The sequence below is a fragment of the Enterococcus raffinosus genome, from assembly GCF_018917525.1.
In the GTDB taxonomy this organism is placed as follows: domain Bacteria; phylum Bacillota; class Bacilli; order Lactobacillales; family Enterococcaceae; genus Enterococcus_A; species Enterococcus_A raffinosus_A.
Genome location: NZ_JAHLOS010000011.1, coordinates 18,189 through 35,343, shown reverse-complemented (window position 1 = coordinate 35,343; position 17,155 = coordinate 18,189). Strand labels below are relative to the sequence as shown.

Annotated in this window: 13 protein-coding genes; 2 read left to right on the top strand and 11 right to left on the bottom strand. The window is 38.4% G+C overall.

Features of this window, described 5'->3' with window-relative positions:
* Positions 1-42: 42 nt before the first annotated feature.
* The 6 genes from clpX to KQI58_RS09185 form a co-directional block, all read right to left on the bottom strand.
* A complete protein-coding gene (clpX, locus tag KQI58_RS09210) occupies positions 43-1,290 on the bottom strand; it encodes an ATP-dependent Clp protease ATP-binding subunit ClpX (RefSeq protein WP_216408497.1) in 1,248 nt (415 codons plus the stop codon).
* A gap of 208 nt (positions 1,291-1,498) precedes the next feature.
* Entirely contained in the window at positions 1,499-2,782 is a 1,284-nt protein-coding gene (gene tig / locus KQI58_RS09205) for a trigger factor (protein WP_216408495.1), read from the bottom strand.
* A 103-nt stretch (positions 2,783-2,885) separates the two neighbouring features.
* The gene (locus KQI58_RS09200; RefSeq protein WP_216408493.1) at positions 2,886-3,821 is read right to left on the bottom strand and encodes a tetratricopeptide repeat protein; all 936 of its coding nucleotides are present in this window, start codon (positions 3,819-3,821) and stop codon (positions 2,886-2,888) included.
* Positions 3,818-4,366 (bottom strand): RDD family protein, encoded by a 549-nt coding sequence (locus tag KQI58_RS09195; protein WP_216408491.1) that lies wholly within the window; start codon positions 4,364-4,366, stop codon positions 3,818-3,820. Before KQI58_RS09195 ends, KQI58_RS09200 begins: the two co-directional genes overlap by 4 nt.
* 2 nt (positions 4,367-4,368) lie before the next feature.
* Entirely contained in the window at positions 4,369-5,397 is a 1,029-nt protein-coding gene (sppA, locus tag KQI58_RS09190) for a signal peptide peptidase SppA (RefSeq protein WP_216408489.1), read from the bottom strand.
* A gap of 194 nt (positions 5,398-5,591) precedes the next feature.
* Positions 5,592-5,879 carry a hypothetical protein gene (locus KQI58_RS09185; protein ID WP_216408487.1) on the bottom strand — a complete coding sequence of 96 codons (288 nt, stop codon included), beginning with the start codon at positions 5,877-5,879 and terminating at the stop codon, positions 5,592-5,594.
* Between the two features lie 482 nt (positions 5,880-6,361).
* On the opposite strand from KQI58_RS09185, the gene glmS reads away from it, so the two are divergent.
* Entirely contained in the window at positions 6,362-8,170 is a 1,809-nt protein-coding gene (gene glmS, locus KQI58_RS09180) for a glutamine--fructose-6-phosphate transaminase (isomerizing) (RefSeq protein WP_216408485.1), read from the top strand.
* 92 nt (positions 8,171-8,262) lie between these two features.
* On the opposite strand, the gene glmM is transcribed toward glmS, so the two are convergent.
* The 4 genes from glmM to nifJ all read right to left on the bottom strand — a co-directional run bounded on the left by glmM (position 8,263) and on the right by nifJ (position 15,406).
* Positions 8,263-9,618, bottom strand: a complete 1,356-nt coding sequence (gene glmM, locus KQI58_RS09175) for a phosphoglucosamine mutase (RefSeq protein ID WP_216408483.1) — start codon at positions 9,616-9,618, stop codon at positions 8,263-8,265.
* Between the two features lie 23 nt (positions 9,619-9,641).
* Entirely contained in the window at positions 9,642-10,745 is a 1,104-nt protein-coding gene (locus tag KQI58_RS09170; protein ID WP_216408481.1) for a CdaR family protein, read from the bottom strand.
* On the bottom strand, positions 10,742-11,626 hold the full coding sequence (cdaA, locus tag KQI58_RS09165) for a diadenylate cyclase CdaA (RefSeq protein ID WP_216408478.1): 885 nt from the start codon (positions 11,624-11,626) through the stop codon (positions 10,742-10,744). The genes KQI58_RS09170 and cdaA overlap by 4 nt, the downstream gene beginning before the upstream one ends.
* 108 nt (positions 11,627-11,734) lie before the next feature.
* A complete protein-coding gene (gene nifJ, locus KQI58_RS09160) occupies positions 11,735-15,406 on the bottom strand; it encodes a pyruvate:ferredoxin (flavodoxin) oxidoreductase (RefSeq protein ID WP_216408476.1) in 3,672 nt (1,223 codons plus the stop codon).
* Between the two features lie 254 nt (positions 15,407-15,660).
* On the opposite strand from nifJ, the gene KQI58_RS09155 reads away from it, so the two are divergent.
* Entirely contained in the window at positions 15,661-16,176 is a 516-nt protein-coding gene (locus KQI58_RS09155; protein WP_216408474.1) for a thioredoxin domain-containing protein, read from the top strand.
* A 20-nt stretch (positions 16,177-16,196) separates the two neighbouring features.
* Here the strand turns inward: KQI58_RS09155 and whiA are convergent, their stop codons facing one another.
* On the bottom strand, positions 16,197-17,132 hold the full coding sequence (gene whiA / locus KQI58_RS09150) for a DNA-binding protein WhiA (RefSeq protein WP_016179186.1): 936 nt from the start codon (positions 17,130-17,132) through the stop codon (positions 16,197-16,199).
* Positions 17,133-17,155 lie beyond the last annotated feature (23 nt).

Genomic DNA, 17,155 nt, shown 5'->3' with positions numbered 1-17,155 from the left:
TTTCAAAAAGGGTTCACAAATCACTTTGTGAACCCTACTTTACTAACCAGCTTTTTTCTTATTATTATGATATTCAATAATTGGTTTATCTGAGCCTTCAACAGAATCCTTCGTAACAATCACTTTTTCAATTGATTCATCAGAAGGAATATCGAACATCACATCCATCATGACATCCTCAATGATCGAGCGCAAGCCCCGAGCACCTGTATTACGTGCGATCGCTTTATCTGCAATTGCATTCAACGCATCGGCATCAAAGGACAAATCTGTATCATCATAAGAAAGCAACTTTTGATACTGCTTGACTAAAGCATTTTTCGGTTCTGTCAAAATTCGAACCAGATCCTCTGTCGTAAGTTTTTCTAACGCTGTAGTAACCGGTAAGCGTCCGATAAACTCTGGAATCAGACCGAACTTCAATAGATCCTCTGGAATAATCTGTTGCATGATACTTGCATCTTCATCAATTTTTTTATTGTTTTTACCAAAGCCAATGGTTTTTTCACCTAAACGATTTTTGACAATCGTTTCGATTCCATCGAAGGCCCCGCCAACAATAAACAAGATATTGGTTGTATCAATTTGAATAAATTCTTGATGTGGATGTTTACGTCCTCCCTGAGGCGGCACGCTAGCAACAGTTCCTTCAAGAATTTTAAGTAATGCTTGTTGAACCCCTTCTCCGGAAACATCACGAGTGATTGAAACATTTTCGCTCTTACGAGTAATCTTATCAATTTCATCGATGTAAATAATTCCTTTTTCAGCACGTTCAACATTATAATCAGCAGCCTGTAACAGCTTCAGCAAAATATTTTCAACATCTTCCCCAACATAACCAGCTTCAGTTAAGCTAGTTGCATCTGCAATAGCAAATGGAACATTTAAGGTTCTCGCCAAAGTTTGTGCTAAAAATGTTTTACCTGAACCAGTTGGTCCAATCAAACAGATATTGCTCTTTTGCAATTCAACTTCATCTAGTCCATCATTTTCAGTATTCACTCGTTTATAGTGATTGTACACCGCAACCGATAATGCTTTTTTCGCTCGATCTTGACCGATAACGTATTGGTTCAGAACATCCAACAATTCCTTCGGTTTTGGTACATCAATAAATTCACGAATAGCTTCTTCATGGAATTCTTCATCTATAATCTCTTTACAAAGGTCGATACACTCATTACAAATGTAAACTCCCGGACCCGCAACAACTTTTTTTACTTCTTCTTGGGTCTTTCCACAAAATGAACAGCGGACTGTTTCACCTGCGCCTGTGCTCTCATACATGGCTTTCACCTCTTGCTTCTTTCTCTACAAGTGTTTCCACGATTGCAGTCTTTATCTATAATAACATAAAGCATTAAAAAGACAAAGAATCCAAGTGGAAATAAAAAGGATTTCTAAAGAAAAAAAGTATGCGATAAAAAATTACCGCATACTTTAATATTTAGATAAAATAGTACACCATTAAACAAAAATCAATGTTGTTAAGGAATTATTTTTCAACAGCTGTTCCAGTCACTAACTCAACTGCTTTTTTCATCTTAATATCATGTTCTAACATATCTTCTGTTAAAACACGCTTGATTTGTTCTTCTGGCATTTGATACATTTCTGCTAAATCTTTGATCTCTTTAGCAATATCTTCTTCAGAAGCTTCAATTTTTTCTGATTCAACGATAGCTTCCATTACCAAGTTTGTTTTAACTCGGCCTTCTGCTTCGCCTTCAAATTGTGTATGAAGGTCTTCTTCAGTTGAGCCTGTTAATTGATAATACATTTCTGGAGAGATTCCTTGGCGTTGCATGTTGTTTAGGAATTCGTCCATTGAACGATGTACTTCATCATGAACCATCACGTGAGGAAGGTCAACGATTTCAGCATTTTCAACGGCTTGTTTAATAGCCGCTTCGTCTTTCGCTTCTTTCGCAGCTTCTTCTTTTTGTTTTGTTAATTCATCACGGTATTTTGCTTTTAGTTCATCTAAAGAATTCACTTCTTCATCAACATCTTTAGCAAAATCGTCGTCTAATTCAGGTAATTCCTTTGCTTTTACTTCGTGAATCGTTACTTTGAAGACTGCTTCTTTACCAGCAAGATCCTCTGCTTGATAATCTTCAGGGAAAGTAACTGTTACATCCAAACTCTCGCCTGCTTTGTGTCCAACTAATTGTTCTTCAAAGCCAGGAATAAATGAACCTGAACCCAATTCTAGAGAGTAGTTTTCACCTTTGCCGCCTTCAAATGCTTCATCTCCAACGAAACCTTCGAAATCGATAACAGTTGTGTCACCATTTTCAGCAGCTTCATCTTCTTTGATAACTAATTCAGCTTGTGCTTCTTGCTCTGATTTCAAACGTGCATCTACATCAGCTTCTGAAACTTCAACATCTTGTTTTGGCACTTCAAGTTCTTTGTAGTCGCCTAATTTCACTTCAGGTTTTACAGTAACTTCAGCTTTGATTACCCAAGCTTCACCTTTTTCCATGCTATCAACATCGATTTTTGGTTGAGAAACTGGATCAATACCGGCTTCTTTTACAGCTGCTTCATAAGCTGCTGGTAAAACGTCGTTCAATGCATCTTCGTATAACGCTTCTTCACCGTACATACGATTAAATACTTGGCGAGATACTTTTCCCTTACGGAAGCCAGGTACGTTAAGATTTTTTTTCACTTTGTTGAATGCATTTGTTAATCCTTTTTGAATCTCGGTTTGTTCAATTGAGAAAGTTAACACACCATCATTGGTGCCTGTTTTTTCAAAATTTGCAGTCAAATTTGTTCCCTCCGAATACTAATATACTTGCATTTTGCATACCATTAAATATTACACTACTGATTGTGAAATGTAAATATAAAGCTTTTACTCTAGGCATTTTTTAATGATAATCGAACATCAGTTGTTTTATCTTTTTACGCATTGTTTCAATACTATCATCAAGCAACTCAGAGCTTTCCCAGTATTCTGGACAATACTCAGATAAATAGCTATTAACCCAAGCTTGGGGTTTCATAAATGAGCCTTGCAATGGATATAAAAAGGCCATTTCCAAATTAACTTGCTCCAATATATTCGACAAAAGTATTGGATCCTCATCGCCTAAGCGCTCCTCCAGAAGAATTGAGATTTCATTTTGGAGGGTTTCATCTAACCCAGCAGTCTTTGGTGATAACTCTACTACTTCATCTAGAACTGTTAAATAACGAACTTTATCAGAAACACCTATTCGCGTTAAACTTTCAAATAAATAACTACGTACTAAGGGCGCTATTTTTGGTTCAAGCATGAACTTTTCAACTAACACTTGCAGACGTTCCTCGGGCAATTGTTTGATCTTTCTAACTGAGATCAGTTGTTCCATTGGCGACAATGACGGCAACTGACCAATCTCTGATTCAAGCTGTTTCATGACAGCCTGTTGCTGTTTTTGATAAAAAAGTTCTTGATCCTCAATACGAACCAACCAAAGATTTCTCTGTTCCTCTGTTAGCCTCTTTAGTTTTGTTGCCCGCCATAAAAATTCACGAGCTGCAAAAAAATTTTGAGAATACAATTGAATTTGCAAATAAATATCTATTGTCTCTGGCGTTTCAAGATAACTATCTGATTCCTCCTCGGAAAACTCTAAAGCCTCTGCAAAATTCCCTTGTTCCAAAGCAAGGCTGGCAATTAAGTGGTTAAGTTTAGACGAAGGATTCTCGCGATAGGCAAGTTTGTAATTTTCTAATGCTTGTAAATAGTTTCCTGCTGAAAAGGCTTCTTCAGCAAGTGTTAAATAGTAATGATCATTATTAGGAAATTCTATTGGGTTCATTCCTGTGTAAAATCCTCTCTAGCTGCAAGTAAATTTAATGTAACAACACTAGTATCTGAAAAGTAATCACCAATATGTTGTTTGTTTGGGGTAAAAATTGTTACAAGATAGCCTAACATAAAAAATGAGCCTCGCAGAATAAAACGACAAGCCCCCTCACGGACTAAAACAGTTTGCCAACTCAACTCTTCCTCTTTAAAGCAAACAACTTGAATACCAAAAATCATCTTCCCAATCGTTTGTCCGTTGTTTAATTTCGTTAACAACACAAAATACGCTATATAAATAGCAAGTGCTAGTAAACCGTAAATGCTAAATAATTCATCATTCTTTGTTAGTCCAATTAAATTTGCAGGTAATCCTAATAAGATGCCCGTAATAGCCGACACACACATTAAATCTATTAGGTATGCAAAAAAACGAATCCAAAAACCCGCATAAAAATAATCTGGATAATAATGGAATTTTGGCTTATGTTCTTTTTTCTGTTCAAGTAATCTCGTTACTGGCCCGACAGCAGGTCTCTGGTTTGTTTCTTCAACCATTCTTACTCACCTCCATAGAGGTACATTGCCTTCGGAGCTTGCGGAGTACCAACGCTTTCAACGATGTTTTTAACTAATTCTTCTTGAGATGGTTTGATTCCCTGTAGTTCTGCTAGACTATTGCCAAACCATGTATCCAAAAAATTTGTTGATCCGCTTGTATAAGAAACAACCTTCGCGTCGTTCAACCCGTTATCTTTGCGTAAGGCTTTCAATGCTTGATCTGGGTAACCGATAGCATCCACTAGTCCATTTTCAAGAGCTTGTGCTCCGTCGTAAATTCTTCCATCAGCTAATTTTCGAACATCCGCTTCATTCATATTACGCCCATCAGCGACAACTTTGACAAATCGGCCATACATACTATCCACAAAAGTTTGCAATACCTCTTTGTCCTCTTTTGTTTGCGGTCTTGATCCAGAACCGATATCCTTTAAAGCCCCACTCTTAATCGTGGCGTCACTAATTCCCAGCTTCTCCATTAGCCCTGAATAATTCATACTGGACATAATCACTCCAATAGAACCAGTCATAGTATCTTCAGTAGCAAATATTCGATCTGAATTTGCAGCAATATAGTACCCGCCACTAGCAGCTTGGCTTTCCATTGAGGCATAGATTGGAATTTTCTTCTCATTTTGCAATTCCTTTAATGCTCGAGTAATCTCGGCTGTCTCGTAAACTGAACCTCCAGGTGAATTAATCTCTAACAAAATACCCTTCACTGAAGAATCCTTTTTAATCGTAGCCAACTGCTTCATAAAAGACTCGTGATTATAACCACCAGTTGAAAACAATCCACTAGTGCCATCGTCAATAATCGTCCCTTCAACAACTAGTTTGACAATTTTTTTACTACCTGATCCAGTTTCCTCTACTTTTTCTTGAGGTTCACCAGTCCCATACAATAGTTCATTAACTTGACTAAGCTCTTTTTTACTGTCATTTTCCCGACTGATTGTTGTCGAAATCCCTGAGAATATCAGTAGCGCTACTGCAATACCAACTGCAACCCAACGTCGTTTATTCATGTATCTTCCTCCTTGACCATTGTAACGTAATAATTTTTCCAATAAAAATTAGTTCAACTCGAATGTCGTCTATCATTCATCTAAAATGTCTAGATAATAATTAACTATTTTATTATCTACCATTTTGGTGAAACATTTCATGAAAAATTGAAACGCAACACCCTTAAAACCTTTTTCAAAATGAAACGACTGAATTAGTATAGATTACGGATAATCATTACTTTTTCTGTTGGTCCTTCAGCGTTCATTTTTTCAGCTTTTTCCAATAAAGAATATCCGCCAAAAAATTCATGCGTTAAAGGATCCTCAATTTTAAAAGCCTGAGCTTCCTCAATGCTTAACGCATCTGGATTGATCTCTTGAATACTGTCCCAGCCGGTATCTAAGAAAATCTTCGTTTCATCATTAATTTCCGGATTATCAGCCAGTTGCGCTAAATATTTGCGTAACTCACCGACTGTTAGGCTTTCTGGTTGATTCATTCTATTTTCCTCCTAGTATCTTTTCTGTGAAAAGAGCTCTCACAAAAATATCGTTTTTCCAATCTAATAGTCATCACAGACAACAAAACATTTGTTGTTAAGACTACTCGATGAATAATACTTCTCTATTTTACCTTATTCTTCCTATAGATGAAACGGAGAAGATTATTTGCTTCACTTCATTATTTTTCACGAATTTCATATATACCAATTATTTTAAAATAAAAAAATGTTTGACTATACAGTGAGTTTGTATTATATTATTCATTGTTTCCGAGATTAAAACAAAAAAATCTTGAATGTACCAATAAGATAGCGCCAGACCTCTTTACAGGGGTGACGAGGAAGAAGCTAATCGAAGGATTCGGCGGGTGGCTTCAGGGTTGCTGTGCTCTACAGATCATTACAAAAACTTTATAAAAGAACAAAAAAATGGTCAGACAGCTCGGAAACATATAATGACAGGAAAGTAGGAAGACATTATGTGTGGAATCGTAGGTATTGTAGGTAATGAACAAGCAACAAGTATTTTAGTGAATGGTTTAGAGAAGCTGGAATATCGTGGGTATGACTCTGCGGGTATTTTTGTAGCTGATCAAAATGATGATTACTTAGTGAAGTCTCAAGGTCGAATTAAAGAATTGGCAGACAAAATCGGTGAGGACGTGCACGGTACAATCGGAATCGGTCATACACGCTGGGCAACTCACGGCGAACCAAGTGAAGAAAATGCCCATCCGCATACTTCACAAAGTAAACGTTTCGTGTTGGTTCATAATGGTGTGATTGAGAACTATGATGAGTTAAAACAAAAATATTTATCAGAAGACGTTTTTTATGGTGAAACGGACACTGAAATCGCTGTTCATTTGGTAGAATATTTCGCAGAACAAGGTCTTTCGACCAAAGAAGCGTTTCGCCAAGCTCTAAAAGAGATTCATGGATCTTATGCTTTCGGTTTAATCGACAAAAACGATCGTGAAACAATTTATGTTGGGAAAAATAAAAGTCCGTTATTGATCGGTCTAGGCGACGGTTTCAATGTTGTTTGCAGTGATGCAATGGCGATGCTGGAACAAACAAATCAATTTGTTGAAATCAATGATGGCGAAATGGTTATCGTCACAAAAAATCGTGTAGAAATTGAGGACGAATTTGGAAATGAAATCCAACGTGCTCCTTATGAAGCAAAAATTGATCTTTCTGATATGGAAAAAGGTACCTACCCTTACTATATGTTGAAAGAAATCGATGAGCAGCCTGCTACAATGCGTCGGATCATCAGTGAGTACACAGATGAAACAGGAACCGTCGTTATTGAAAATGAATTGCTGCAAACTTTATTAAACAGTGATCGTATTTATATTGTTGCCTGTGGTACAAGTAATAACGCTGGTTGGGCTAGTAAGCAAATTATTGAAGGCTTAGCCAACATTCCAGTTGAAATCCATTTATCAAGTGAATTTGGTTACAATATGCCTTTGCTTTCAGAGAAACCATTCTTTATTTACCTGACTCAAAGTGGTGAAACTGCGGATAGTCGTCAAGTGCTAGTTAAAACGAATGATTTGGGCTATCCTTCTTTAACGGTAACCAATGTTGCTGGATCAACTCTATCTAGAGAAGCAAGCTACACAATGCTGCTGCATGCAGGTCCAGAAATAGCTGTTGCTTCGACGAAGGCCTATACTGCTCAAATCGCAGCTTTAACCGTTTTAGCAAAAGCTGTAGGCGAGGCAAAAGAAATTACTGCTGCAAAAGAATTTGATTTAACAAAAGAACTTGGAATTGCAGCGAACGCAATGGATGTGATGATTGCAGAAAAAGCGATGATCGAGGAAATTGCAGCTGAATATTTAGCAACAACTCGAAATGCATTCTATATCGGACGTTCTGAAGATTACTATGTTTCGATGGAGGTCGCACTAAAACTAAAAGAAATTTCCTATATTCAGGCTGAAGGCTTTGCAGCTGGTGAGTTAAAGCACGGTACGATAGCATTAGTTGAAGATGGTACGCCAGTTATCGGAATTATTACTGAGGCTGTAACTGCTCCTCATACACGTGGAAATCTAAGAGAAGTGGAGAGTCGCGGAGCTCATACGTTAGTAATTTCATCTGAAGAATTAAGTAAAGATGGTGACCAAATCATTTTACCGATCGTTCATCAATTTTTACGTCCGCTTGTCTCTGTAATTCCAGGACAATTAATTGCCTATTATGCGACTTTATTGCGTGGATACGATGTTGATAAACCTCGTAACTTAGCTAAGTCTGTAACAGTTGAATAAAAAAAAAACAAGAGGGTGTGACAAAAGTAACAGTCACACCCTCTTTTACACATAAAAAGCGCCCGATTTCTTAAGTTCGGGCGCTTTTTTCTTTAGTCTAATCCGATTTCTTCACGAACCACTGCCGCGATTTTTTCGACATAGTAGTCGACTTTCTCGTCAGTCGGCGCTTCTGCCATAACTCGCAATAAAGGTTCTGTCCCTGAAGGACGAACTAAGATACGTCCGTCTCCGTTCATTTCTGCTTCTGCCTCTTCAATTGCTTGTTTGATGGCTGGTACATCCATGGCACCATACTTATCGCTGACACGAATATTCACTAATTTTTGTGGATAGATAGTTACCTCACCAGCAAGTTCTGAGAGCTTTTTGCCAGTTTGCTTCATGATGTTCAATAGTTGAACACCTGTCAGCATACCATCACCTGTTGTATTGTAGTCTAAGAACAATACGTGACCAGATTGCTCTCCGCCAAGATTGTAATCATTCTTACGCATTTCTTCAACTACATAACGGTCTCCAACCTGTGTAATTACGTCTTCCAAACCAATGTCCTCAATAGCCTTGTGGAAGCCTAAATTACTCATAACGGTTGTTACAACTGTATCTTTCTTCAATCGTTTTCGTTCGGCTAAATACTTCGCGCAGATAAACATAATACGATCTCCATCCACGATATTTCCAAGTTCATCTACCGCAATCACTCGATCGCCATCGCCATCAAAAGCCAAACCAGCATCTGCGCCCTTTTCAACAACCATTTTTGCTAAAGCTTCTGGATGTGTTGAACCAACACCCGCATTAATGTTGAGACCATTTGGAGAAGTTCCCATCGTGTAGAAATCAGTTTCCAAATCAGCAAATAAACGATTAACACTTGTTGAAGTTGCACCATTGGCAGCATCTACACAAACTGTTAAACCTGATAAATCTCCAGAAATTGTCTGCACTAAGAATTGAGAGTATTTTAACAAGCCCTCGTGGAATTCGTCTAGTGTCCCTAAACCTTCAGCAGACGGACGAGGCAATGTATCCTCTTCAGCATCAATCAACGCTTCAATCTCAGCCTCTTGTTCATCAACTAATTTAAAGCCGTCTCCGCCGAAAAATTTAATTCCGTTATCTTCCGCAGGATTGTGCGACGCAGAGATCATAACGCCTGCAGAGGCTTTTTGTAATCTTGTTAAGTAGGCAACTCCTGGCGTTGAGATAACACCAAGTTGGAAAACTTCGATACCAACAGATAATAACCCTGAAATCAAAGCTGTCTCTAATAATTCACCTGAGATACGAGTATCACGACCAACTAAGACACGTGGACGCCCTTCGCTCTCATGATGTTGACTTAAAACGTAACCGCCGCAACGGCCTAGTTTAAATGCTAATTCAGGTGTTAGCTCCTTGTTCGCGATTCCGCGTACTCCATCTGTTCCAAAATATTTACCCATTAAATTATATTTCCCTTCTTCATCTAGTTAGCTGATTGATTTGTCGACTCTTCTTGACTGCTAGTCGCTTGAGTTTCAGTGCTCGTTTCGGAAGATCTTGTATCACTTGAATCCCCCGCGGCTCCTGTTGTCGACGAACTAGAATGATTTGTACTACTTGTTTCTGAATCCTGTGATTTTTTAAATACTGGTGTTACTTGTGCGCTTACCGTTTTCGGAATAACTTGGTAATCTCCAGATATTGGGACATCAATGAATTTTTTTACCGTCCCTTGAATTTGACTTACGTTAACAGGGATACCAATACTGTCTATTTGATCAATTACTGACTGCACACCAGTAATTGTTGCCTTTGTTCGATTCAGATCAATTTTTACACTTTCAACCGATGAGGGTAAATCCCCTTCTTGAATCGGATAAAGCGAGACTTCTTTACTTGGTGTTTGAATTTCAAAATTGACCGTTACATTTTGAGGATCTGATTGAATCGGCAATACTTCACCGCTGGCATTTAAAGCCTGAACGGGAGCTTGGATACTCTCCTGATCCGAAGTAAGCTTACTACTATCTACTGAAGCGACAACACGATCGATTTCTTTCATCGTGTTTTCCCCAGTTGTGATTTCCACCTTTTCTGGTTGAGTTGATAGTTCACCAACCTTCAACCCATTATTACTGGTCGTACTGCTTAAGATCGGAGATACATCAAATTGCTTTTTAACCTTTTTCTCAATCGTAACTGAAATCTTTTCAGGTTCGATTGTTGCAAAGAGTGAACTGGATAAGTTTTTCGTTTTCAATCTAACTTCATGAGTTCCTGATCCAAGCTTGGTTAAATCAGCAACTACGCTGAAGTCGCGTGTATCAGGATCAATTTCTTTGTTCAATTGAATCCTGTTTGCACCACTTAATTTGACGGATACATTCGACGAAAATCCATGAACAAAATATTCATCAGAATCATAAACAACATTAATTGGCACATTTTGTATGGACTCTTCATAACTCGTTTCAGATGAAATCAATCTGCTGAAATTTGAACTATTCACGTTAAAAAACAAGATCAAACTAAAGAGCAAGGAGATCAACATATAAGGTATGTTGTCTTTTTTTAACTTAATTCTCATTTTTTGCCTCCTTTAGTCAAACCCTCCAAAAAGGTTTGCAAGAGACTTTTTCTCCCAACGTTTTTCTCATCTGGTAGTAATTCTCGCCGCATTACAGCCAAGTACTCTTCTTGTGACAAATCGTGTAGGAAGTCATTGCTTAACGTGATGCTGACACCACCTGTCTCTTCTGAAACGATAAAAGTCAAAGCATCGCTGACTTCACTAATACCAACTGCCGCTCGATGTCTGGTTCCAAATTCTTTTGGAATTAGCATACTGTCTGAAAGAGGCAGATAAGCAGAGGCAACTGCGATTTTTCCATCTTTGACGATAACAGCACCATCATGCAAGGGTGTATTAGGAATAAAAATATTGATCAATAACTCGCCAGTAATATCCGCATCCAAATCAATCCCGGTTTCAATATACTCATCTAGACCCGTTGAACGTTGAATTGTCACTAGAGCACCGATTTTCCGTTTTGACATGTACTGAATGGCTTTATCAAAAGCCAAAATCATCCGTTCATCATCCAGCTCTTCTTTTTTCGATGTTTTAAAGAAGGCGCTACGTCCTAAATGCTCCAAACCACGTCGAACTTCCGGCTGAAAAATAATGATTGCCGCAATAACACCATAAGTGATAATCTGGTTCATCAGCCACGATAACGTGTGCAGTCCGATCAACTCAGCAACAATCCGGATACCAATAAAGATTGCAACACCTTTAAGCAATTGAACCGCTTTTGTTCCGCGAACAAGCTCAAACAAACGATAAATCAGAAACCAAACGACAAATATATCTAAAAGGTTGACGATAATATCCCAAGTTGAAAGATTCTCAGAAAAAAAGCTAAGCCAATAATCTGGTTTGAATAATTCAATTAAACGATTAGGCATGAATAACCTCTCTTTCTATCCAAAATTCTCTACAATTATACCACAGTGGTACAGTTCTAGCATAAAATTTAAGAGAGAGTCTTAGCAAGCTAAGACTCTCGAAAATAACTATTTTTTACGTTTCTCAGCTCGTGCTGCTCGGCGTGCAGCACGTCTAGCTTCTGCTTCTGGATCAACTTTACGTTCACGTTTTTGCTTCACCTTGACTGTTTCATCAATATTTTCCAACTTAGTTCCAGCTAATTTCGCACGAATTTTTTCTTCTTGTCCGGCTAAACGTGCGTAATTATAAAAACGAGTTTGTGCATCGTTTACTGTCTTTTGGTACAGGCGTTGCGCATCATCAGGCTGCACTCTTTCCAACGCAGAAAAACGTGTTTGTTGTTTCATGAATCCGATCATTTCGTCAAAATTTGGTTTCTTATAGTCCAATGTCATCGGATTTTTGCCTTTTTCACGTTGCAGAGGATTATAACGATACAACGACCAGTATCCAGAATTAACCGCATCCTTCGCTTCTTGCAGCGTTTTACTCATTCCACCACGTAACCCGTGATTAATACATGGAGTATAGGCAATTATAAGCGAAGGCCCAGGGAATTTCTCCGCTTCTTCTAAGGCTTTGATAGTTTGCATTTGATTTGCTCCTGAAGCAATTTGAGCAACATAAACATTACCATACGTCATCGCCATCATACCTAAGTCTTTTTTAGACTGATATTTTCCACCCGCAGAAAATTTCGCAATAGCAGAAGCTGGGGTCGCTTTAGATGTTTGACCACCTGTATTAGAATAAACTTCATTATCCATTACCAAAATGTTCACGTCAACACCGCTGGCTAAAATATGATCGATCCCGCCGAAGCCGATATCATACGCCCAGCCATCGCCGCCAAACATCCACTGACTAGTTTTTACAAATAAGTCACGATTATCATAAATATCAGCAAGCTTTGGATCAGATAAATCGGCCGATTCAAGTGCCGCAGTTAGTTTTGTAGCTCTTTGCTGCGTACCTTCTGACTCAAACATGTGATCCATCCAGTCTTCCATCAGCTCGCGTAAGTCATCTGAAACATAGCCTAATACGTCATTGATTTTGTCAGCCAGTTCTTTACGCCGTGTTTGGTTCGCTAAAAACATACCATAACCATATTCCGCATTATCTTCAAACAATGAGTTCGACCAAGCAGGTCCTTGTCCTTTATCATTCGTAGTATATGGACTAACGGGAGCCGCAGCACCCCAAATAGATGAACATCCAGTTGCATTAGCGATCATCATACGATCACCAAACATTTGTGTCATTAATTTGACATAAGGCGTTTCTCCGCAGCCAGCACAAGCACCTGAGAATTCAAGCAATGGTTGATTAAATTGAGAGCCTAAAACAGAATTTGTTTTTGCAGGATTTGCCTTTTGTTTCAGAGTCATTGAGAATGCCCAGTTGATTGCTTGCTCTTTTTCCTCTTCGTAAGGCTTCATGACCAAGGCTTTACCTTTCGCCGGACAAGCCTCCACACACAAGCCGCAGCCTGTACAATCTTCAACGGAAACCTGAATACGGTATTTTTGTCCATCAGCACCACGCATCTCTCTTACAATGTACCCTTCAGGCGCTTCTTCCATTTCTTCCTCATCCGCTAAGAATGGACGAATTGCAGCGTGAGGACATACAAATGAGCATTCATTACACATGGTGCAACGATCGCTAATCCAATGAGGAACTTCTAAAGCAACACCGCGTTTTTCAAACTTTGTTGTCCCCGTTGGAATGGTTCCATCTGTCATACCATTTACAACTAAATCATTCACCGTCAAGTCATTTCCTTGTTGTGAATTTATTGGTTCAACGATTTGTTCTACATACTGAGTGACAGGTGTTTTTCGAATTTTTTCTGGAATTTCTACTTTACTCCAAGTTTCCGGTACTTGAACTTGATGTAAAAGTTCAACGGTTTGATCAATCGCAGCAATATTTTTTTCGACAATCTCTAATGATTTTCGACGATAGCTCTTATCTGCTTCCGCTTTTAAAATATCTAGTACTTCTTCAAAAGGGATGATCCCCGTTAAGCGGAAAAACGCTGTTTGCATCACTGTATTGATTCGTGAACCTAATCCAACATCCATCGCTAATTTTGCGGCATTGATGGTATAGAACTTAATATCATTTTCTGCAATATAACGTTTCATCTTAGCTGGCAGTAATCGATCAATCTGAGCATCATTCCACATTGTATTCATTAGGAAGACTCCGCCTGGCTTCAAACCTTTTAATAGATCATACGTGTGAATATAAGCTGGTGTATGACAAGCGATAAAATCTGCGCTCTCAACAAGATAAGTTGAACGGATCGGCGTATCACCAAATCGTAAATGAGAAACAGTTAACCCGCCCGATTTTTTTGAATCATAACTGAAATATCCCTGTGCGTATTTATCTGTGTGATCCCCGATAATCTTAATAGCCGATTTGTTCGCACCGACCGTTCCATCTGACCCAAATCCCCAGAATTTGGCTTGAAATGTCTTAGGATTTGTCAGGTCAATAATGCCCTTTGTTTCTAATGACATATTTGTTACATCATCAACGATACCAATCGTAAAACGTTTTTTTGCTTCTTTTTTATTCTTTGTCAATTCATTGTAAACAGCAATAATTTGATCTGGAGTCACATCCTTAGAACCTAAACCAAAACGACCGCCAATGATTTTGGGACGAACGTCCGCTTCATACATTACACCTTGAACGTCTAATAAAAGTGGTTCACCATCTGCCCCCGGCTCTTTTGAGCGATCCAATACGGCAATTGATTTAACAGTATCCGGTAGTTTTTCCAAAAAATTTTCAGTCGGGAACGGACGATATAGATGAATGTTTAGAAAGCCAACTTTACGTCCATTTGCATTTAAGTAGTCCACCGTCTGTTCAATAGTTTGCGCAACAGACCCCATAGCTACAATAACCTCTTCGGCATCTTCAGCACCATAATAGGTTACTAAGTCGTAGTTTGTTCCACGTAATTTATTAATTTCAAACATATATTTTTGGACAATTGCTGGTAACTCATCATAATGGCGATTGACTGTTTCCCGTTGTTGAAAATGTATATCTGGATTTTGATTGGTTCCGCTGATGCTAGGATGATTAGGATTCATACTACGTTTACGGAAAGCTCTTAATTTTTCTTTATCAATCAACGGTGCCAACTCTTCGTAATCGAGCACCTCGACTTTTTGAATCTCATGACTCGTTCGGAAGCCATCAAAAAAATTCATGAAAGGCAGACTACCTTCTATTGCGGCCAAATGTGCGACAGCAGATAAATCCATTACTTCTTGCACACTACTTTCTTGTAGCATCGCGAAGCCTGTTTGACGAGCTGCCATTACATCTCCGTGATCACCAAAAATATTCAACGCATTTGTCGTAACGGCACGACTAGCAACATGAAAAACGCCTGGTAATAATTCACCGGCGATTTTATACATGTTGGGAATCATCAAGAGCAATCCCTGAGAGGCAGTATAAGTTGTAGTTAAGGCACCGGTTTTCAGCGCACCATGTACGACACCCGCGGCACCGGCCTCTGATTGCATTTCCGTAATTGATACGGGTTGACCAAATATATTTTTCTTTCCTTGTGAAGCCCATTGGTCTACAAGTTCGGCCATTGTTGAGCTAGGAGTGATTGGATAAATTGCAGCTAACTCTGTGAATGCGTATGAAATATAAGCAGCAGCTGTATTTCCATCCATCGTTTTTTTCTTACGCATGTGTCTCCTCCTTTTTCAATTAACTGTTGTCACTTCTAATGTAGAAAAACAACCTATATTTCTGTAATATCTCTAAAAGATACTTTAACTCTTGAGATAATAACTTTAGAATTTTTACAACAACGGATTTATTATAAACTAACATATCTTATTTTCAAATAAGTCTTGTAGACTTTTTAACGTAATCATATGAAAAGTATTTGTTTTCTTATGAATATTCTGTACACTAATAGATGAAAGGAAGTGTTTTTTGGATGGATATTTCAGTTATTAAAGGAAAGCTGGTCAACGATTTTAATGGAATTAAAATTGGATCTGATAAAGCACCAAAACGCTTGATTGAATTTATCAATCTTCGTTGTCCCTACTGTAAACAATGGTTCGAAGAATCTTATGACGTCTTAACTCAAGCTGTAGCAGAGGGAAAAGTTCAACGCATCATCAAATTACTAGACAAGGACAAAATTAGTTTACAACGCGGCAACATTATGCATGAATATATTGATACTGATCCCAAAAAAGCATTGACTCAAATTCAATTGGCGTTCGAAACTCAATCAGTTTGGCATGACTTCGAACTCGAAGCTGTAGCGGAGTACGCTGAAAAAACACTGGGTTTCAACCAACAGGCAAACCAGATCTTGCAAAGCGAGATACGTAATGAAGCTGAGCAAGCCAATATCAAATTTGTGCCCACAATTGTTTTAGGTGAACACATATTTGACGAATCGATTGATGAGGCTACACTAAAATCATATATTGCTGAGTAAACAAAAAACCGTTTGAAACTTCAAACGGTTTTTTTACGTAAATTATCTGCAAAGTCATTGATTTTACGAATTCGATGATTAATTCCCGATTTTGAAATTGCCCCTGATGGAATCATTTCTCCTAATTCTTTTAAACTAATCTCCGGATTTTGAATTCTTAATTCTGCAATTTCCTGCAGTTTCTCAGGTAAAGACTGCAGACCGACGGTAGCTTCAATAAAATGAATATTCTCAATCTGCTTTGAAGCAGCATCAATCGTTTTATTCATATTCGCTGTCTCACAATTGACTAACCGATTGACCGAATTACGCATATCACGTACAATCCGAACATCTTCAAATTTCAACATGGAGTTTGTTGCACCAATCAACGTTAAAAAGTCGGCGATTTTCTCCGCCCCTTTTAAATACGTGATGTACCCATTTCTGCGCTCCAACGTCCGCGCATTTAGGTCGAATTGATTGAGCAAGTCACAAATATCTTGGTTATGCTCCTCATAGATCGACGAAATCTCTAAATGATAGCGACTAGTTTCTGGATTGTTAACAGAACCAGAAGCTAAAAAAGCCCCTCTTAAATATGCGCGAGTTTTTTTCTCTGATTGCTTGATCTCATTAGAAATGTGCGATTGAAACATCGCGCCATCCATAATGTCCAAATCCAATAATATTTTTTGCGTTTCTTGTTTAAGCCGTACGATATAAACATTATTTTTCTTCAGTTTCATTTTACGCCGTACCAGCAATTCGCTGCGGACACCGTAATGTTCTTTCAACAACGTAAAAATTCGACGAGCGATTGCGGCATTTTCCGTTTGAACATTCAAAACGAATTGATGATTGTTCAAGCTGAGTGACCCATTCATTCGTATCAAAGCGGCTAATTCAGCTTGCGCAAGATTTTTTTGGACCGCCAGACCCGTTAATTCCTTTTTTACCTCTGCTGCAAAAGACATGGCGAGCCCTCCTTACTTCTACT